The sequence below is a fragment of the Candidatus Micropelagos thuwalensis genome, assembly GCF_000469155.1.
GTDB lineage: Bacteria > Pseudomonadota > Alphaproteobacteria > RS24 > RS24 > Micropelagius > Micropelagius thuwalensis.
Map to the genome: position 1 here is coordinate 142026 of NZ_AWXE01000003.1, position 20304 is coordinate 162329.

17 protein-coding genes are annotated in these 20304 nt (G+C 44.5%); 7 read left to right on the forward strand and 10 right to left on the reverse strand.

Annotated elements, in window-relative coordinates; translation table 11 throughout:
* The first annotated feature begins 22 nt into the window (after positions 1–22).
* A complete protein-coding gene (locus RS24_RS04435; RefSeq protein ID WP_038300741.1) occupies positions 23–835 on the forward strand; it encodes a crotonase/enoyl-CoA hydratase family protein in 813 nt (270 codons plus the stop codon).
* Here RS24_RS04435 and RS24_RS04440 read toward each other — a convergent pair whose 3' ends face one another.
* From RS24_RS04440 to pdhA, 3 genes are read right to left on the reverse strand one after another with little or no spacing between them, the layout of a single operon-like run.
* Positions 836–1783 carry a 2-oxo acid dehydrogenase subunit E2 gene (locus RS24_RS04440; protein WP_021776993.1) on the reverse strand — a complete coding sequence of 316 codons (948 nt, stop codon included), beginning with the start codon at positions 1781–1783 and terminating at the stop codon, positions 836–838.
* Between the two features lie 9 nt (positions 1784–1792).
* Positions 1793–3181 (reverse strand): pyruvate dehydrogenase complex E1 component subunit beta, encoded by a 1389-nt coding sequence (locus RS24_RS04445; RefSeq protein ID WP_021776994.1) that lies wholly within the window; start codon positions 3179–3181, stop codon positions 1793–1795.
* A complete protein-coding gene (gene pdhA / locus RS24_RS04450; RefSeq protein WP_021776995.1) occupies positions 3171–4196 on the reverse strand; it encodes a pyruvate dehydrogenase (acetyl-transferring) E1 component subunit alpha in 1026 nt (341 codons plus the stop codon). Before pdhA ends, RS24_RS04445 begins: the two co-directional genes overlap by 11 nt.
* A 301-nt stretch (positions 4197–4497) precedes the next feature.
* On the opposite strand from pdhA, the gene RS24_RS04455 reads away from it, so the two are divergent.
* From RS24_RS04455 to RS24_RS04465, 3 genes are all read left to right on the forward strand, one after another.
* The gene (locus RS24_RS04455; protein WP_021776996.1) at positions 4498–6282 is read left to right on the forward strand and encodes an O-antigen ligase family protein; all 1785 of its coding nucleotides are present in this window, start codon (positions 4498–4500) and stop codon (positions 6280–6282) included.
* A 72-nt stretch (positions 6283–6354) separates the two neighbouring features.
* On the forward strand, positions 6355–7185 hold the full coding sequence (locus RS24_RS04460; protein WP_021776997.1) for a class II aldolase/adducin family protein: 831 nt from the start codon (positions 6355–6357) through the stop codon (positions 7183–7185).
* A 5-nt stretch (positions 7186–7190) separates the two neighbouring features.
* Positions 7191–8486, forward strand: coding sequence for a methylmalonate-semialdehyde dehydrogenase (locus RS24_RS04465; protein WP_021776998.1), 1296 nt, complete (start codon positions 7191–7193; stop codon positions 8484–8486).
* On the opposite strand, the gene RS24_RS04470 is transcribed toward RS24_RS04465, so the two are convergent.
* Entirely contained in the window at positions 8472–8846 is a 375-nt protein-coding gene (locus RS24_RS04470) for a phosphate-starvation-inducible protein PsiE (RefSeq protein WP_021776999.1), read from the reverse strand. The two genes, RS24_RS04465 and RS24_RS04470, sit on opposite strands and share 15 nt — an antisense overlap.
* Positions 8847–9036: 190 nt before the next feature.
* Between RS24_RS04470 and RS24_RS04475 the strand changes: the two genes are divergently transcribed.
* Both RS24_RS04475 and RS24_RS04480 read left to right on the forward strand, forming a co-directional pair.
* Positions 9037–10548: an alanine/glycine:cation symporter family protein gene (locus RS24_RS04475; RefSeq protein ID WP_021777000.1), complete on the forward strand. Its 1512-nt coding sequence runs from the start codon at positions 9037–9039 to the stop codon at positions 10546–10548.
* Positions 10549–10558: 10 nt separating this feature from the next.
* A complete protein-coding gene (locus tag RS24_RS04480; protein ID WP_239642398.1) occupies positions 10559–11443 on the forward strand; it encodes a TauD/TfdA dioxygenase family protein in 885 nt (294 codons plus the stop codon).
* Positions 11444–11537: 94 nt separating this feature from the next.
* On the opposite strand, the gene RS24_RS04485 is transcribed toward RS24_RS04480, so the two are convergent.
* Entirely contained in the window at positions 11538–12137 is a 600-nt protein-coding gene (locus RS24_RS04485) for a porin family protein (RefSeq protein ID WP_021777002.1), read from the reverse strand.
* A 352-nt stretch (positions 12138–12489) separates the two neighbouring features.
* Between RS24_RS04485 and RS24_RS04490 the strand changes: the two genes are divergently transcribed.
* Positions 12490–13218, forward strand: a complete 729-nt coding sequence (locus RS24_RS04490; RefSeq protein WP_021777003.1) for a hypothetical protein — start codon at positions 12490–12492, stop codon at positions 13216–13218.
* A 56-nt stretch (positions 13219–13274) separates the two neighbouring features.
* Here RS24_RS04490 and RS24_RS04495 read toward each other — a convergent pair whose 3' ends face one another.
* The 5 genes from RS24_RS04495 to RS24_RS04515 all read right to left on the reverse strand — a co-directional run bounded on the left by RS24_RS04495 (position 13275) and on the right by RS24_RS04515 (position 20223).
* Complete coding sequence (locus RS24_RS04495; RefSeq protein ID WP_021777004.1) at positions 13275–15068, reverse strand: hypothetical protein; 1794 nt, start codon at positions 15066–15068, stop codon at positions 13275–13277.
* 118 nt (positions 15069–15186) lie between these two features.
* On the reverse strand, positions 15187–16308 hold the full coding sequence (locus RS24_RS04500; protein WP_038300700.1) for an FAD-dependent oxidoreductase: 1122 nt from the start codon (positions 16306–16308) through the stop codon (positions 15187–15189).
* Between the two features lie 3 nt (positions 16309–16311).
* Positions 16312–17175: a DUF1295 domain-containing protein gene (locus RS24_RS04505; RefSeq protein WP_021777006.1), complete on the reverse strand. Its 864-nt coding sequence runs from the start codon at positions 17173–17175 to the stop codon at positions 16312–16314.
* A 73-nt stretch (positions 17176–17248) separates the two neighbouring features.
* Positions 17249–18523, reverse strand: coding sequence for a phosphoribosylaminoimidazole-succinocarboxamide synthase 1 protein (locus RS24_RS04510; RefSeq protein WP_021777007.1), 1275 nt, complete (start codon positions 18521–18523; stop codon positions 17249–17251).
* Positions 18524–18657: 134 nt separating this feature from the next.
* On the reverse strand, positions 18658–20223 hold the full coding sequence (locus tag RS24_RS04515) for an FAD-binding domain-containing protein (RefSeq protein ID WP_021777008.1): 1566 nt from the start codon (positions 20221–20223) through the stop codon (positions 18658–18660).
* Positions 20224–20304: the final 81 nt, after the last annotated feature.

A 20304-nucleotide genomic window follows, 5' to 3' on the forward strand; every position in this document is an offset into this window, starting at 1 on the left:
ATGATTGATGAAAGATAAAATGATGCAAGATAGAGTTTCCATTACCCGCCACGGTCATGTTGCCCATGTAGAAATGATACGTGAAGACAAAATGAATGCCCTCGATAAGGACATGATGGAAGGGCTGGTGGAAGCCGCAGAGACGCTTAGCCAAGAAGATGATGTACGCGCCGTTGTCTTATCAGGCAGGGGAAAAGCTTTTTGTGCAGGGCTAGATGTTTCAAATTTTGCCAGCATGATGAGTGGCGAAAAATCAAAAGTTGAAACTATCCCGCTAACGGAGCGAACGCATGGCATCGCCAATCTGTTTCAAAAATGCAGTTTTGCCTGGCATCAACTGGAAGTCCCTGTCATTGCCGCCGCGCATAACACCTGCATTGGTGGCGGGCTTCAGATTTACCTAGGCAGTGACATACGTTTTGCAGCGCCAGGTACAAAATTTTCTATCATGGAAATTAAATGGGGGCTGATACCTGACATGGGCGCAACCCCAATTATGTATCACCTCGCAAGACGGGATGTAATTAACGAGTTGACCTATACAGGACGCATATTCGAGTCCGAAGAAGCACACCAAATCGGATTTGTATCTCATATTGCTGAAGATCCCTTCGCGGCAGCTCTTGAGATGGCCCAGACCATTGCCAGCAAAAATCCCGATGCGATTAGAGCTTCAAAGAAACTGCTATCCCGCGCACCTTATTTATCAGAGGCTGAAGGACTGATGATGGAAGCGGAATTACAGCAAGCCGTTATCGGCACACCAAATCAGATTGAGGCGGTCATGGCTGAAATGGAAAAACGCCCTGCCAAATTCTCAGACAGTAAAAAATAATTATTCAAAGAGAAGCGAGAAGGGCTGTTCGATTATCGACTTAAAAGTCGCAACAAATTTTGCCGCTTCAGCACCGTTAATAACACGGTGATCACTGCTCAGTGTCACACGCATCACTTTTTTAATCTCAGGACCAGATGCACCGGGAAAATACTTTTCCTCAGCCCCGCCAATGGCCAGAATTGCCGATTGGGGCGGGTTAATAACAGCTGTGAAATCACTGATACCGAACATGCCAAGATTAGATACAGAGAATGTGCCGCCCTCATATTCTTCAGGCTTGAGACGCGTCTCACTCGCACGCGCGGCAAGTTCCTTTACCTCTGAAGCAATTTCTCTGACTGATTTTTTATGCGCCTTTTTAACAATCGGCGTAATCAACCCACCACCTGGCAAAGCCACGGCAACAGAAATATCTGCGTTATGAAACCGCATTACATGATCACCTGCAAAGGCCACATTAACTTCTGGCACTTGAATTAATGCCTCAGCAGCAGCCTTTATAATAAAATCATTAAGTGTGAGTTTCTCTGAAATATCTTTTTCTTTTAATGCTGCGTTAATTCTGGCACGAATTTTTTCTGCTTCATCTACATGGCAATCTATGGATACATAATAATGAGGTATCTCAGATTTAGCTGCCGTCAGTCGTTTTGCAATTGACTGAAGCATTGGCGAAATTGGCTCTAAAGAAAACTCATCCTCCGAGAAGAACAATTTCGGATCCGGTAATTCAGTTGTCTTTGTTGTGTTTTGTGTTTCCGTTGATGATGTATTGAGATTGGTTGCTGGGTTGGCAATCACACGTTCAATATCTCTTTTAATAACGCGCCCCTCCGGCCCCGATCCGGAAATCAAGGTCAAATCCAGATTATTCTCACGTGCCAAACGACGCGCCAGTGGGCTTGCGAATACTCTGGAACCAGATGAGCTAGGTAAAGTTGACATTTATTCCACTCAACCTTGCCGATAGCAAACCGCATTAACGGCCTGAATGACCTTCTCCGTCGACGGTAAAGCCATTTTTTCAAGATTATCGGCATAAGGTAAAGGCACATCCAATCCGGTTACCCGTGCGATGGGTGCATCGAGATAATCAAAAGCTTCGCTTTGGACAGCCGCAGAGATTTCAGCGCCGATACCAGCGACTGGCCAACCCTCTTCAACCGTAACCAGCCGATTTGTTTTTTGCACAGATGCAATCACAGTTGACGTATCAAGTGGGCGCAAACTGCGTAAGTCAATCACTTCGCAATCTACACCCTCGGCAGATAGGCTTGTTGCCGCTTCCAAACAAGCATCAAGACTACGGCTATGCGAGACAAGGGTAACATCAGCACCTGCTCTAAGAATTTTTGCCCGCCCTATCTGTAATACATAATCGTCACTCACAGGCACATCGGCTTTGACAGCATATAAAAGCTCATTCTCCAGCACCAGCACAGGGTTCGGGTCCCGAATGGCGGCTTTCAACAATCCTTTAGCATCGGCAGCAGTGTAAGGTGCGACGACTTTCAATCCCGGTATATGTGCATACCACGCTGAAAAATCTTGGCTGTGTTGGGCGGCAACACGGCGGGCCGCGCCGTTTGGCCCTCTGAAAACAATCGGACAAGTTACCAGACCACCGGACATATAATGTGTCTTAGCGGCAGAGTTGATAATCTGATCAATCGCCTGCATGGCAAAGTTAAACGTCATAAATTCAACTATTGGCCTTAGCCCTGCAAAGGCCGCCCCAACACCCAGACCGGCAATACCGTGCTCCACAATCGGGGTATCAATCACTCGTTTCGCCCCAAATTCATCAAGCAGTCCTTGCGTGACTTTATAAGCCCCTTCATATTCGGCGACTTCCTCACCAACCACAAAAACTGTTTCATCACGACGCATTTCTTCAGCCATCGCATCACGCAAGGCTTCACGAACGCTTAGCTCTTTCATCTCCGCATCTGCGGGTAATTCGGGATCTGCAGCAACCGTAATAGCTGTAGCTTGGATATCAGGGGAAGGTATTGTTGATTGTTCTATTTCTGTTGAAACAGGAATTTCAGGTTTTTCGGTAACTTGTGCCGGGGCCGTTTCAATATCTGATAATGCCTCACCATCGCGTAACAAATAAGCAATGGGTGTATTCACGGGAATATCTGATGTGCCTGCCTCCATAACAAGCTTCCCAACCTCACCATCGGCAGCGGCTTCAAGCTCGACGAGCGCTTTATCAGTTTCAATTTCAGCCAGCACGTCGCCGGCTTCAACCTTGTCACCCTCTTTGACGGTCCAACTTGCTATTTTGCCCTGTTCCATCGTTGGAGACAGTGCTGGCATAACGACCTCAACCGGCATGATTTTCCTCCACATAAATATCCGTCATTAATGCTGAACTGTCAGGTTCACCATTTTCCAGCGCTTTATTCGCCGCCTGCTCAATCACATCAAAAACCTCATCCTGAATTTTCTTAGACTCTTCTTCATTCATGAGCTTGCGTTCTATTAGGCGGTCTTTGAGCATATTAATAGGGTCATGGTGCTGACGCATATCCTTGACTTCTTCACGCTTTCTGTATTTTGCAGGGTCTGACATCGAGTGTCCGCTGTAGCGATAAGTTTTCATCTCAAGAATAAACGGCCCTTTGCCGCTTCTGGCATGTTCCAGAGCCTCCAGTGACGCGGCGTAAACTGCCTCAATATCCATGCCGTCAACCTGGCGGCCTTCTATACCAAAGCTTCTACCGCGCTGGGATAAATCTGTCTGAGCCGAGGCACGCTCAACACTCGTCCCCATCGCATATTGATTATTCTCGATTATATAAAGAACAGGCAGTTTCCAGAGCGCGGCCATATTAAAACTTTCATAGACCTGGCCCTGATTGGAAGCACCATCGCCAAAATAGGTGATGCTGACCGCCGGATTTTTATCTTCTTTATAGGCATTGGCAAAAGCCAATCCGGTGCCAATCGGCACTTGCGCGCCGACAATACCATGCCCACCATAAAAATGCTTATCCACGTCAAACATATGCATGGAGCCTCCCTTGCCTTTCGACACGCCATCGGCACGCCCCAACAATTCGGCCATAACATTATATGGGTCTACCCCGCAGGCGAGAATATGCCCGTGATCCCGGTAGGCTGTAATCATTTGGTCTTCCGGGAGTTTAGCCTTTGCAATTCCTGTCACGACAGCTTCTTGACCAGAATATAAATGGCAAAATCCGCCAATTTTTCCGAGACCGTAAAGCTGCCCGGCGCGTTCTTCAAAACGTCGGATGAGAAGCATATCGCGATAAGAAGAAATGAGATCCTCCTCACGCATTAATTTGTTAGTTTTCTGTGTCTGCTTGACGGATTTTTTACCCATAATGTCTCCATCCATTATCGATATTCAGGATCAATATTTCGCCAAAATGTTTTCAAAATCTGATAAGTGCCAAATTCGTTCACAAGACACAGAGGTGATTTCATGATTTATTTTTTACATATTATCCAATTCACCATGGCGGATACAAGCAAACACTGACATAAAACGCGTATATCATAAAATTAGTCAGTTTATTTCGGGGCTAAGCTACTCTGGGAAATAAAATTTCTAATCTCGCAATATTTTGTTTCGGATGTAACATGATGATATGGCAAGAAGAGGCGTAAATAGGAAAATACACATGTATCGCTTACAACCCGCACATATTTTGATCGGACTTATCGGCTTTAGTGCTTTTGTTTTGATGCAATGGACGCTTCCAAGCCACGGAAATTATCTAACGCCACGAAATCTTTTTATGTGGATGGTGATTTTTTTGATATGTGGCGTCGGGTTTCTTCCAGTTGCTTATTCTGGTCTCATCAAATTTAAAACTATCTGGCTATGCGGGCTTATTCCCCCAGCCTATATACTTCTTCGTATGCTGGTTTTTGGCAGCGATTTGCCAGAGGCAACTCTTCTGACCATCACGGCGCTAACCGGGTTCTGGCTTTTGCTCATCGCCTTAATACAAATCAACATCACAGCAAAGCAATGGCATTTGATTTTTGATATTTTGCTGGTTGGCACATTCATAGGGTTATTGCTGACCTTCATTACGCCTGTATATTTCAAAACACATTTGACTTTTTTGCCGGATAACTTAAGAGCACCATTCGCCGGGTTTGAGCAAATTAACGTGCTGGCTTCATTCTTGACAACGCTTGTTCCACTGGCATTTGTGCGTGACATCAAACTTTCCGAGCCCAAAAAATTGACCTACAAGATATTTCATTCGTTTTTTACAATTGTGTTCGTGGCGGTTATTTTCGGAACCGGAAGTCAGGCCGGGATGTTAGGCCTAACCCTCGCATGTCTAATGGTGAGTGTTATTGCCTTATTTATTGCCAAGTCAGGAAACCGACCAGTAAGACAAATTTTGGCTTTTTGGGGTCTTATTTTCTTTGGTTATTTTCTTTATTTATTGCTTCCTTCTGTTCCAATTCTTTTGGAAGCTAATGAAGGGATGGACATACTCAATCAGGGTTTAGCGGAGCAATTTTCAAGTAATCTAGATGCAATTCAGGGGCCACAAACCTTACGCATTAAAGTCTGGCTAATTACTTTATCACTAATTTGTGACGCGCCAATTTTTGGCCACGGATTGGGGCGATTTGCAGAAACGTTCTATGAAACGATCATATCCAATGCTGAATTTCATTCATCACCGCACTTTAAGGCCTCACTGAGCCATCCCCATAATGAAATTCTTTATCTTCTTGCAGAGCATGGAGTCATTGGCTTTTTGTTGATTGCAGTGCCTCTGATTTATATGGCCACTGTCATGATGAAACTCTCCGGGTCACAATCTCTTTATATTCTCGCTTTGCTTCTCCCTATCGGCCTACACACCATAGTAGAGTTTCCTCTTTATATATCGGGGTTACACTGGCTGTTGCTTGGGCTAATAATTGTCTGGGGTCTCAATTTTGAGAGTGGCGTCTCCCTGCCAACGCATTCATTTTTATCAGCATTACGACCTAGCATTCGATTGTTTCTCATTTTGGGGCTTGTCTCACCGCCGTCTTATTTTGCCGGTCAGACGGCCTTTACGCTTCATCAAGCTTGGGTACATACCAATGGCTACCGATATAAAAACTTCGCCGGATATATAGAACATAGCAAATATAGGCCTGAATTATGGCATCCACTGTTAGGGAGGCGATATACCACCCTTCACGAAATGGTCATTGTCTCCGAGGCTTCAAATTTCGGTTATAAGGAAATTGTTGTGAAATTATTACCGAAACTGGAGTCTGAACGTCACCATTTTGAAACTTATGGCTATTGGGTAGCACTGGCCAAAGGATACCAGCTACTGGGGGACACCAAAAATCTTAACCGTCATCTAAACCGGATTAAAACAATCAACCCCAATCAACACGACGGATTAGTAGACGCCCTTAAGCTGGAAACCTCTCAATAAACTTTTAAAATTGGCTAGGGCATCTGGATTTATATCTGGGGCGTGGTATTCTGTTCAAAAAGGAGTCCAAGCATGTCTGAGAATGAATTCATGTCTCCAGAAGACATCAACAAGGTTATTGAAAACGTCACTGCACTTGCAAGCATCAAAGATATTAGAAGTCTAAAAGGTGAAGTCAGTGATGAAGAATGGGAACTCAGAGTTAATTTGGCAGCCCTTTACAGGCTGGTCGCCATGAATGGGTGGGATGATATGATTTACACGCATATATCCGCGCGTGTCCCTGGCCCTGAGCATCATTTTTTAATTAACCCTTTTGGCATGCTGTTTGATGAAATCACAGCCTCCAGTCTCGTGAAGGTGGATATGGAGGGTAATGCTGTTAATGAAAGCCCCTTTATAGTCAATCCCGCAGGTTTCACCATTCACAGCGCACTTCATATGGCACGTGAGGATGCCCAGTGCGTTATTCATTTACACACTAATGATGGCGTTGCTGTATCTGCTCAAAAGGAAGGGCTACTCCCCCTATCCCAGCATGCTATGATTTGTTGGAATCGCTTCGCCTATCATGATTATGAGGGCGTGGCACTAAATCTTGACGAGAGAGAAAGAATTGTTGCTGACTTGGGTGATAAGCAACTTATGATTCTCCGAAATCACGGCACGCTTGCCATAGGCCGTGACTGCCAAACAGCTTATCAAGCAATTTTCTATCTCGAACGTGCGTGTAGCTTTCAAATTCGTGCCATGTCCGGCGGAACTCTGAACACACCACCACAAGGAACACCTGACCTGTCTTCCAGTCAAAGCGAAAGTATTTTTAACGGTCTTGCCGGTGCATTGGCATGGCCGGGACTGTTGCGCAAATTAGATAAAATTGATTCCTCCTTCAGAGATTAGAATTTATGGATATTAAGAGTAATTATATCCGGTTTGATTGCACGGATGCAGTCACGACAGATATTGAGTCAGAGTTCGATGCCCTCCTGAGTAAAGCGGACAGCATCCGTCAAGCTTTTAGTGAACACCCGCTCCCTTTATTTACACAACTTGACGATAAAGATGATCTAAGCGCCATGCAGGCGCTTGGGGAAAGCGTTCAAGATAGCGCTAAAAGGATAATCGTTCTCGGCACGGGCGGTTCTAGCCTGGGGGCTCAAGTGCTGGTTCAGATTAATGGCTGGGGCACCCCCGCATCTGGCATGGTAAGAGCGTCAGGGCCGGAGATGATTTTTGCAGACAATCTGGACGGTCAGACTTTCGACTTACTCCTTGATGAAACGCAACTTGAAAACACCAAATTTATAGTTGTTTCAAAATCAGGTGGAACAGCAGAAACCATGATGCAACTCTCTTGCGCGCTGACAGCATTGAATAAAGTTGGGCTGGATGCAACGACGCATGTTTCCGGTATCGCAGGGAGTGGGTCAAACACTTTACGCGATGTCGCCGAGCGAGCAGGGTTCCCGCTTTTGCAGCATGCAGATGGCATTGGCGGAAGATTTGCAGTTCTCACAAATGTTGGCCTATTACCCGCATTGCTTATGGGGGTTGACCCTGTGAGTGTTCGCACGGGCGCCTCAGAGGCATTGGCCTGCTTTATGGAAGCACCCATCACAGAGATTCCGTCAGCCATTGGCGCGGCAATGCAAATCGCCCATGCGCGTAAAAACAGGAATATTTCTGTCCTCATGCCATATACGGACAGGCTTGAACGTCTTGGGTTTTGGTATCGACAATTATGGGCTGAGAGCCTTGGCAAAGACGGGCAAGGCACCTGCCCCGTTAACGCACTTGGCCCAGTTGACCAACACAGTCAGGTTCAACTCTATCTCGGTGGCCCTGATGATAAAATATATAATCTAATAACCGCCAAAAATCAGCATCCAGGCCCAAAAGCTCTTGCGAACGCCTGTGATATTCCCGAACTTTCCTGGTTGCAAGGGCGCAGTATTGGGGAGTTGGTCGCTGCTGAAGCCACAGCAACCTATACGGCACTTAAAGAAAACGCACGCCCTGTAAGGCATATTGAAATGGAGGATGTTACCGGACATTCAGTCGGTTACATCCTCATGCATTTCATGCTGGAGACGATTATTGCCGCAGGGTTAATGGAAATTGATGCATTCGGTCAACCCGCTGTTGAGCAAGGAAAAATAATCGCTAAAAAATTAATGTCTGAAAGCTCAGACAAGCGGTAGATCTTCTTCCTGACTCTGTGGTCTGTAGCGGATAATCAGACAGGCAGCAGCAATCAGTACAATCGCGATAGCTTCGTAAAGCAAATTTACCGGCTCGGACTCTTTACCTTGAAGAATAATCAAACGACTGAGAGCGGTCATGGCAATAAATAAGGGCAGTGTAATCGGGATTTTCTGGCTTTTGTAAAAGACTGCCACCATGCCAAGAACCTCCGTATAAATAAACAGAAGCAGCAAATCAGCTAGCTCGACATGACGATTGCTTACCAAATGAAAAATTTCTTCCATTGTCGCGTATAAAGTTGCGAGTGCAATAATACACAGCAGGAATTTTTCAGTAGAAATCAGAATTTTATGCATATTCATATCCTTTTCGAGGTAGAAAGAACTTAGAATAATAAGCAACAAAAACCATAATAATTTGCATGTCTTTGCGCCAACAATATACCTAACAAGCGTCAACCCGTTGTTTTACAAATATTTTCCTGTTTTCATTGCTTTCGATTAGGTAAAGTGTTTTTAAATGACGGGGATGTAAAAGGGGTTAGAAATGTTGCAAAAGATAATACCTGTACTGGTTTTGGCGATATCGGGTGTATTAAGCCTGTCCAACCCTGCACTTGCAGGTTTTGATGAGACGGTAAACGCTGCCTTGGCCCCCATTTCAAAAGCCGTTTCGAGCTTTATTTTCTTTTCCGTACCCTTAAATGGCGCTGACATTCCTCTGATTGTGGTATGGCTAATTGCCTGTAGTATTTTCTTCACTTTTTATCTCAGAGTGCTGACACCGCGGAATATTATAACCTCCTTGAAAATGGTGCGTGGCGATTATGCGGACCCAAATCATGACGGACAAATTTCTCACTTTAAAGCTCTGACGACTGCGCTTTCTGGCACTGTAGGTGTCGGTAATATCGGCGCCGTTGCTTTTGCCATTACTATTGGCGGTCCTGGCGCATTATTTTGGATTATTGTCGGCGGTCTTCTCGGCGCAAGCCTGAAATGCGCAGAATGTACATTGGGTGTTAAATACCGCACAAAACATGCGGATGGCTCTGTCTCCGGCGGCCCGATGTATTATCTTGAGAAGGGTCTAAAAGAAAAAAACCTCCCCGGCCTCGGTAAAATTATTGGGGGTATGTATGCCGCGTTTATCGTCATTGGCTGCTTGGGTATTGGTAATATGTTCCAGTCCAATCAGGCCTATGAACAGCTTCAGTTGGTGACAGGCGGCGCAGAAGGGTTCCTATTTGGTAAAGGCTGGCTGGTAGGCGGCATTATGGCTTTTATTGTGGGGCTTGTATTGATTGGTGGTATCCAGTCCATTACCCGCGTAACCTCAAAACTCGTACCTGGCATGGCAGGTATTTATTTTATCGCCGCACTGATTGTCATTGGCCTTAACATTGAGGCACTCCCTGGTGTTATCACAGATGTTGTGACACAAGCATTTTACCCAGCTGGTATTACAGGTGGTTTATTTGCAGTCATGATTATCGGCTTTCGGCGGTCAACATTTTCCAATGAAGCGGGGCTTGGCTCCTCCTCAATTGCCCATGCGGCAGTGAAAACCAATCAGCCAGCCTCAGAAGGTTTAGTCGGCTTGCTTGAGCCACTCATTGACACAGTCATAATTTGCCCGCTTACTGGTCTGGTTATATTGCTGACTGTCTTCAGCCCAGAAATGGTCGGCGGTGATGTACAGGGCGTTCAACTAACCTCCGCAGCTTTTGAAACAGTCATCTGGTGGTTCCCCAATGTGCTGGCCATCGTCATCGTTCTGTTTGCCTTTTCCAGCATTATCGCCTGGGGATATTACGGTCAAAAGGGATGGATTTATCTTTTCGGGAATAATCCAGCTCAAAATAAGATGTTTTTGCTGATCTACTGCGTGTTTGTTCTCATCGGATGCACCCTAGATTTAGGCGTGATCATAGATTTTTCTGATGCGATTGTTTTTTGTATGGCATTACCGAATGTTTTGGGATTATATTTCTTAGCGCCGGTTGTCAAACGTGAAGTCTGCACTTATCTGGAAAAATTAAGATCTGTTGAAACTTAAAGATTAAGTTTTGCTCGTAAGGCGTGAGATTGTTATGGAGCATCCGTCATTTTCAAATATTGGTGTCACCCCGTTAAGTAATGCCCTGGGCGCAGAGATTGATGGCGTGGATTTGTCTCAACCTCTGGAAAAAGCTCAGTTTGAAGATATTCAAAAGGCTCTTTGTGCTTATGGTGCTATTGGCTTTCGCAATCAGAAGCTATCACATCAGAACCAGATTGATTTTGCCCTGCGTTTTGGAACCCTTGAGGTTCACCCGATTGTAAAGGGTATGGAAGAGTATCCTGAGATTATAAGAATGCACAAACCTGCGGGGAAACCCGCAAGTTTTGGGGTTGGCTGGCACTCGGATAATTCATTCTTTGATAAGCCGAGTCTTGGCTCAATTGTCTATGCAGAAACAGTTCCGCCAGTCGGGGGAGACACATTATTCGCCAATCAACAACTTGCTTATGACATGTTATCCGACGGCATAAAAGAAACGCTTGAGGGGCTGATTGCGATCCACTCTGCAAAGGAAGCCTATACGTCACCCTCAGCACTAGAAAAATACGATTCTGATGGGCCAATAAGTTATACTAAAAGCGATATCATTGAGGATTTTATTGAACATCCTGTTGTAATCAGGCACCCAGTAACTGGGAAAAAAGCACTTTATGTCAATGCCATGTTCACCCATCATTTCAAAGACTGGACGATGGAAGAAAGCAAACCCTTGCTTGAGTTCTTATGCGCACATGCTACGCGAGAGGAATTTCAATGCAGATTCAAATGGGAAAAAGACTCATTGCTCATGTGGGATAACCGCATTGTTCAGCACGCGGCATTAAATGATTATGTCGATTATGACCGCACACTCTACAGGGTAACGGTCAACGGCACAAAGCTAAATTAAACAGCAAATCAATATGTTACATGAAAAAAGCAACCCACTTAGCTGATGCAAGTGGATTGCTCTCATTCGTGTCGTAATATTGGAGGAGCGCTAGTTAAAACTTGTAAGAAATCTTTGTTGCAACAAATTCTGATTTTACATCCCAGTCATCATTATGGTTCTGCTCTAGATAAACCCCAACGGTTAACTTGTCTGAGACTTTATAATCGACACCATAGTTGTTCTGCGCCTCGTAATATTCGCCATCATCATACCCATCTCTATCAATGGCGAATTTAGGCTGGATTTTGGCGTAGGCTTTAAAGGCGCCAAATTTCTTTGCATATTGAAAGCGAAGCCACACATTAGCGAAATCATCTTTGCTTTCTTTATCGAATGCCCGGTATTCAAAACGTGGCGCTACTGAGAAACCATTATACTTAAACGCCTTTGGCAAACTAACACGAAAGCGATGCTCAACATTGCCTTTGCTTTCTTGGTAGCGATAAGCATAGCCATAACCGGCAATCTTTATATCAAATTGTGTCATCCACTTATCAATACGTGAATGATCGCGGTATTTCAGACTCATATTGCCCGACTTGATTGTGTAATTATGTTGCGAGTAGTCAAACGAGTCAGTCGCAAATGAGGGGGTTACCAATAATGCCGTAAACAGTGTTAAAAGGCTTGAACGAATAATTAATTTTTTCATTAAAATTTTTCCACAAAATAACTAACATGCCATCAGTCAAAACTAATGATTGCGCCGCTCATTTTATTTAAATGTAGCAACTGACTGGAAAATGCCCTCTAAAAATTACAATTTTGTGACAAAATGTAAAAAATATTACAAATATATGAATTAATTGTTTGTTTATTTCAATTATGTGTCATTTTTGTAAATGAACATCAAATTTTTCCCTTATAGCGACGAAAATTATTAATGCGTTAAAACTGTGGAAAAAGGGTTTTTATGCCGCTTTAGCTTATTTTTTTGTCTTGTGATAGTTCTCCAAAAATTTTTAAGCTTAATAAGTTAAGTAACATGAAGCGTGGAGTTAGTAATGAGATCATTTTTCTTTTTAATCGGATTGCTGGTAATGACCGCCAGCGCAAATGCACAGGCCGTCTGGCTAAGTTACAGCTATGCTGTTCCACCTGAAAATGAAAAAGCATTTGCAGCAACAATTGACACGTTTACAAAAACTGAAACTTTCAAAAAATTTAACGGTTCAATGATTTTCACACTAAATGCTTTTAATGGCGCAAATGCGGAAACGCACGGGCTTCAGGTTATCTACAAAAGCATGGAAGATTATGAAAAGCTGATGAGTGAAATTAGAAACGATGCAAATTTCACCGCTTTCCGAGAGGGCCTGTCACAAAATAGCTCTTTTGAAAATGAATCTCTATTTCAATGGGTGACCGGCTTCGGTCAAACACCGACCAGTGGCAACAGAGCCTATCTTGCACAGTTCAATATGGTGAAAGACCCAATGGGATATATTGGCGCTATCAGTGCCAATATGAGCAAACCTTTTATGCAAGGCATGCCGGGTGGGTTTGATATCTGGCAATTGCTTGTGGGGGGCGCACCGGGGTTAACCCACGTCGTCGTCTATAATTATGAAAAATTGTCCGACGGTTTTAATTTTGTTAATGCCAGTGTTAAAAACCCCGAATTCACAGAATTTATTGGCTCTCTTAATCAGTTCAGAACGCCTCTTGGTCAAACAGCCACTTACGGTCTTATGACCTATGGCCCATTGTCACCGGCAGATATACGCAAATAAATTTTGCATACCAAAACAAACAAGCTGCTCCTTTCTCAGCAGAAAGGGGCAGTTTTTTAATCGGTAATATTATCAATCAGACTACCCGTATACGCTGTTGTCGACTCACCAGCGAAGAATGAATAGCTGGCAAGAGGATTTGTCGTCGTTGACGACATCCATCCAAAAGTAGATGTTCGGGTTGTACCGTCACGGACATATCTGAATTGTGTGACATCTCGTGTGGCAACATCCCTAATTACGAGCCGCTCTCCTAAAATCGTTTCCAGCCTTACCCGTGGGCCTGACATATCATTATGATGGATTTGATAAACTTTTTTCGATGCGCAGTCTGCAGCTTTGATCGCCCAAGCTGAATAATTTGACGTGCATATACCTGTACCGCCTGAAACCGTCGTAGCGCATGTCCCCGTGCCGCCATAATCGTCATAATCATCGCGTGACCGTCGACATGCCTCCCAAACCAGGACAATGTTAACCGTTGCATCATTAATCGTACTGACCGAAAACCCAATATTTGCCAACCACGCATTATAGGATGTCATGCCATCGCGGAAACCAACCTGACTGACCGGAAACAGCTTGAAGGCATCATCGCTAGAGGTCGCCGTGATGCTGTTCGTACTGAAATAGCTTGCCAAATTTGTGCGTAAATTAGTGATTGTATAATTCGGGTTTGCCGCCAGCACATCTGACAGAAAGCCCGATATATTTACCGCATTGTCGTAAAGCGTGGTCGTTAGATCAGAAAGTGGATGTGGGCTTTGATCACCCGATGTCGCAATTTGGGCAATTTTCCACTTGGCAGAGACCTGTTTCGTGGCGGCTGAAACACTTGTCTGCAATTCAGAAGCCGAGTCCACTGTCGTTGCGTCAAGCGCCGCAATCAGACTTGCCATATATTCCAAAGATGTCGCATCCGTTAAATCCAAACCTGTAGTAGAGAGCCCTTCTACATTATTAATCAATTGCGATGTAAGCGTATGTGGGGAAGCCGCAGATGCGGTCAAGACAGCATCAATATTGCTGATTTGCGTTTCCAACGCATCCACTGAAGCCTGAAGATCTGAGGCAGTTGCTGTTGACGAGGCGTCCAGCGCGGCAAGTTTGGTTGCAAGATAATCAAGCGACGTGCTGACTGTAAGATCCACATCGGACACATCTAAACCCGTAACAGCCGTCAAAAGAGTTGATGTTAGTGTATGCGGCGACGCCGAAGCGGCAGTTAATACATCCTGAACCGCCCCTACATTTGTGGCAATCGCATCATAATCTGTTTTGTCGATACAAGCGCAATTTGACAATGCCGCCGCACAGACCGGATCCGGCGGATCGGTCGCCAGCGCGCATTGCCCCTGATAAGCAAGCGTAGCATTCACAGCATCTTCAAAATCGCTATTCTGCGAAGATGAGTAACCAAACATATTGGCGTAATTAGCTTGTGTCTGATTAATATAGTTACTCAAATAATCACTTTGCTCGGTATAACTACTAAAACCATTACCTCCACTACTGATTTGCGTGGTCGCCGTATCGCGGGCGGATTTAAAATCTGTATATTGCTGATAGGTTAACGTTGAGCAAACAGTGTTTGAAATCACGGGTGATTGATCTTGTCCCCAGCTCGAACAATCCGTGTCATAAGTACCGGCAGCATGTTCGCTACATAAAGTTGACCCGGTAGAAGTTGAAGGAAAACCAAGAGTCAGGCAGCTATCTGAGATGGTCGAAATAACATCGCCATTATATTTCCCTGTACCGGAAGATCGCACACTAAAACCAGCGTGAGAAATACTCGACATCAAAAAAATACCGAGAAAAATATAAATAACTTTCTTAAAACCGAACATACGCCTGCCTCAAGTGGTATTTAACCAAAATTGTTGAAATTAGTTTTACCATGAATAAGCCTCACCATAGGTGTAATTTTTAGCTATTTTTTACCTGGGTGTGGTGTTTAGAGAACTTTCATCGCCGCTTTTCTAGTCCTTGATAAATCAACCGCCAAACAAAAACCGGAAAAAGCAGGTTTTTGACCCACCAAGGTGAAATCCCGACACGCTCGCCATTGGGCGTAAATATCGACAAGCCTTTTTTCTGAACCCCAAGAATTGACCCCCAACGGTAACGTGGCGGCTTAAAAGGCTTCATTTTTTCAGACCGCCCCTCAAGATAAGCTTTAACATTATGTGCGAGAATAAGATGCCCTGCATTCCTTGCAGAACTTCGGTTATCATCTGTTTTGGCAATATCCCCCACAGTGAATACATTGTCATAACCAGCTACACGCAAAAAACTATTGGACTTAACAAAACCATCACTTGTAAGCATGTCAGCGGGGATAAACTCATTATTCGGTGTCAATTTGCCGATAGCCCATAACGTCAGGTCAGCATCAAATGGCTCTTGCCCGGTAGACCAGCTAATCGGGTCACTGGAAAAAGCCTCAACATCTAAATCTGTTGGCACATTTGCCCGATGCAAGGGATGCAAAACGACCCCCTGACTCCTTAAAAATTTTTCGACCTTACGCCGTGTACGCGGATGATAAGACGGCAACGGAGTCTCCTGACTGAAAAACAGATTCACCTCTGCGTCAGAACGCATTTCTTTGATATTGGACGCTACGCTAACAGCTGTCGGCCCGCCACCAATAATTGCCACACGATTGGCAGATAAAATCGCTTTAGATTTTTCAGTCAAATTGCGTTGAACATCGTCATTGTTTTCAAAATGACTTGTTCGCCAGAAACCATTACGCGTGCCGGAGGAAATCACCAGAGCGTCATAAGTGAGCGTCTCTCGCGAACCGTCATACCCAATCAGGCCGATTTTATTTTCATCTGCAATAATTTCCGATACTTTGGCATGACGAATATCAACACCTTTAAGACCCTTAAATCGGTCATAATCAATAAGATAGTTTTCTTCCCAATCTTTAGGTCGCGCCAATCTAGGGCCAAGTTCCTGCCCGCTCACTAGACAGGGTTTTGGGGAAATACCAATAACCTCAAATTTTTTATTAAGCTGAATAGCCGACAACAAGCCGGCGTCACCAAGGCCGGCAATCACAATCCGTTTCCTAACCATTTATCATTCTGCCGGAAACCAAGGAATAATCGCAGATACTTTTTTCATATGCTCGTCATATCCGGGACGGTTTTCCTTACTTCGGTCATCAATAAGCGGTATGCTGACAAAAAAGAACATTGCAGTCATCGCAACCCCGCCTGGCATAATCCACCACCAGCCCTCTGGATGTGCCGCAAGCCCAAACAGCATTAAACCAATCCAGAAACTCATCTCACCAAAATAATTAGGATGACGAGAATATTTCCAAAGGCCTGTTTGCATGATTTCGCCTTCTTTACGGATTGGTAAAAAGGCATGAAGTTGAAGGTCAGCAATTGTTTCAATCAGTATAGCGCCACTTACAACAATAAAAGCAATCCAGTCCAACCAGTTCAATGCATTATCTCCAACACTCACTGCAGCAAAAATCGGCAAGCAAGCGAAGAAAACTATTAAAGTTGGAAAAAGGTGAATAGCTAAAAAATCAGCAATAGCCTTGTGTTTTCCAGCTTTTTCACGGATTGGAGCATAACGCCAATCTTCATGCGTCAGACCTTCCCAATATGTTGCCCAGTTTGCTGTCAATCTAATGCCCCACAGCCAGACAAGAATTAAGACCATAGCCTGACGTGTCGCATCGACATCCGGTGAAACATGGAAAACGAGCCAGTAAACTGCGAGTAAGGGGGGAATAACACTCCAATAGGCATCATAAAAACTCGAATTTTTATAATATCGACCAAAGGCGAAAATAATAACCGTACCAACTAAATCAGCCCACAGGGCATTCAGGAGAAAACCGCTTTGACATACATAAAGTGTTAAAGCCGCACCAAAAATTGTAACTGCATAAGCAATCGAAACAGGAATTAAGTCCTTACTCATAATGTCCAAGACTAAACATCAAAAACATCGAATAGCAAGGAAATCACGCCATAACTCTCGCGACATGAAGATATTAAAAATTAAATCTTTTTTGAACGTGAGCACGGCGTTGCGCCAAAATATCTTGCCTTTGTTCGGGAGACAGCATCGTCTCATCCGGTGGCAAGAAGGTGGCTAGGTCATTAAACTTCACTAATCTTGCAGACGGATTCAGGTTTTCAGCCATAGTGTTTCCGGGCAAGCCATCATAACGCATTAACAAAACACCGCGCATAAACCCCTCCGTATCCAACCAGTTTGAATAGCCGGGGTCATTTTTCGTGAGGATAAAATAATACGCCCCATCCGAGCTTAGAACGGCCTGATCTGCCGTCAGGCTGGACTGTCTATGAGCATAATCCATAGACTCCCACCAATGATGCCCCAACTGAATGGCCTGATATTTTGCCTCAGTCGGATAGGATTTTATAAGTAACGCCTCATCATCTTGAAGATAAAAATGTCCTCCCACCATCACACGCCCAGCAAGCCCACCAGTGGCACTCACATCTCGCGGCTTTGTAAGTGTATTCACCGGAAGCAAAGCATCAAACCGCGTGCGACTATATTCAGGCCATCGCTGAACATTAGTTGCAAATGTGTCGGTTACATCCCGAAGTTTCTCAGCCATATCCGCAGAACTTAAATTAGGATAAGCAGGTCGTGCTTTATCAATACGATCTATGTGAATGTCACCCGGCAACTCAGTTGCCCAGTCCGAATGAATTTGGCGAACCAGCACCCGTTTCACACCTTTTTGCAGTGGCATCCAGTTGCCTTTAACTTTCGGCCCACCCAAAATAAGTTCGAAGCTTCCATCAGGCGCAATCTCCATATCATCTGCATTAAGCGCTGCTAAGGTTTTCGAGAGGGCATCTTCTTCATAAACAGAAAAGGATAAATCAACCTGCGTTCCCTTATGCCCCCATATGCGGTAAACCCCGGTCCCATTAATCAAGACAGATAAATAACGTTGGTCGGCATTATCCATGCCCGATTTAGAGAAAGGATTTATTTCATAAAAATAGGGGAAATCTTTATCACTCAAACTTTCCTGAACACTGTTCATCAGAATGCGTAAAATATGCCTGTAAGCCTCGGCCTGCTCCTTTTCAGTACCATACCATTTGTGACCTTCGACAAAATCTCCAGCCCGAGACATTGCAGAAACCAGAGCATCATAAGTCTCAGGGAGTTCATTTGAAAGTTCTGCTTTTGGGGGTGCATCTGAACTTAGAAGAAAGCTCCCAGCACCTAAAGCCCCGATCACGACCCCGAAAAAAAGTCCTAAAATAAAAAATTTACGCACTGATACATACCCATCTAAGAACGAAATGTTTATTCTTTCTGTCGCGTTTCTTTATCTATCCCCAGCAAATAATCCAGTGAAAGCTTACCAGCTCCTTTCACAATTTAAAGTAAAAGGCACTGATCTAGAAAATTCTATTCAAAAAAGCTGAGTTGTGCATTTGGCTTTTCCGCTGGTTTAACTTTAGAGGGGCGGCCTGACCTCTTTGGCTTCCGTCGTCGACTGCCCAACTTTTCATAAACAACTTTGGAAGTTTGACGAAACCCCTCACGACGAAAAACTTCAGCCATTTTCGCTCTAGCTAATTTGACGGCTGAAGCATGTTCGGTAAGCGGAGCAGGATAGGTATCACCAATTTTTAATTGCGCTTTTTGTTGCTGACCCGCATCCATTTTCCATGGCTCATGTATCCAGTCCGAACCAACCTCCTGCAATTCCGGCACCCAGCGTCTGATAAAAGCGCCAGTGGGGTCATGATCCATAGATTGCTTTACAGGATTATATATCCTAACCGTATTTATACCGGTAACACCGGACTGCATCTGTAACTGGCTGTAATGTATCCCCGGTTCATAATCAGTAAACACCTGCGCCAAATGATATCCAGTCTTGCGCCAGTCCAGCCAAAGATTATAACTCGCGAAACTTACAAGCATCGCGCGCATACGGAAGGTAATCCATCCATTGTGATTGAGATTACGCATACAAGCGTCAATAAACGGATAGCCGGTCATCCCATTTTTCCAGGCATCATAATAATCTTGATTATGCTCACTCTCCCGCAAGCCCTCAAAAAAATCATGCATGCATTTTGTTTCTATTGATGGCTGGTCTTCAAGCTTTTGAATAAAATGACACCGCCAGGATAAACGTGACTGAAAAGCGGATAAGCTTCTTCGCGAACCGGGCAATTCGCGTGGATCAGCATTATTTTTATAATGCGACAGTGTTTTTACAACCTCTCTCACAGATAGCGTTCCCCATGTCAGATGAGGAGATAGACGCGACGCATATTGCTCCGACAGTCCAGGTGCGGATAAACATTTCAGATACTGGCTAACGCGGGAGTCGACAAAACTCTTCAACACGCCCTGACCAGCGCTTCGCCCGCCTTGTTGCACCTCGCGACTAATCCACGAGTCTTGGAACACATTTTTCACATCAGGAATTACACCCGAATCAACGCCATCCACTGGACGAAGCGCCTTCGGCATGGGGGTCATATCCTGCGCCATGCGGCGATTACGTTCAAATGACCATTTATCACGATTGGCAAGACGCCTGACAACGCCGTTAGATGGAAACTCATGAAACAGAATTTCATTATCCCGACACCAGTTCAGAACTCGCTTATCTCTCTCATAAGTCCAGCCATTGCCTGTTTCCTCATGCGCATAAATAGATTGCAAATCAAATTGCTTTTGCAAATCCACCAACACCGCGCACACATCCCCTATGCGAACAACCAATGGCATACCCAAGGCCGCGCAATCTTTTCTGAGTTCTGTCAAACAGGCTTCCAGAAAGAGCCAGTGCCGTTCTGACGCAAATGGTTGCGCCCAATAGTCACCCTCAACGACATAAAGAGGTAATACGCTATTGCCAGTTTGGCTCGCTGCTTCTAACGGAGCATGATCCTGCACACGTAAATCACGCTTAAACCATACAATATCAATTTTTTGGACCGCTTGTTTGGGCAAACTAACTCCATAGTAGTATGAATTGATTAAGTTAGTTTAAAATTGATATTTGACCATTAAGCCTAGTCAGACACGACCTGA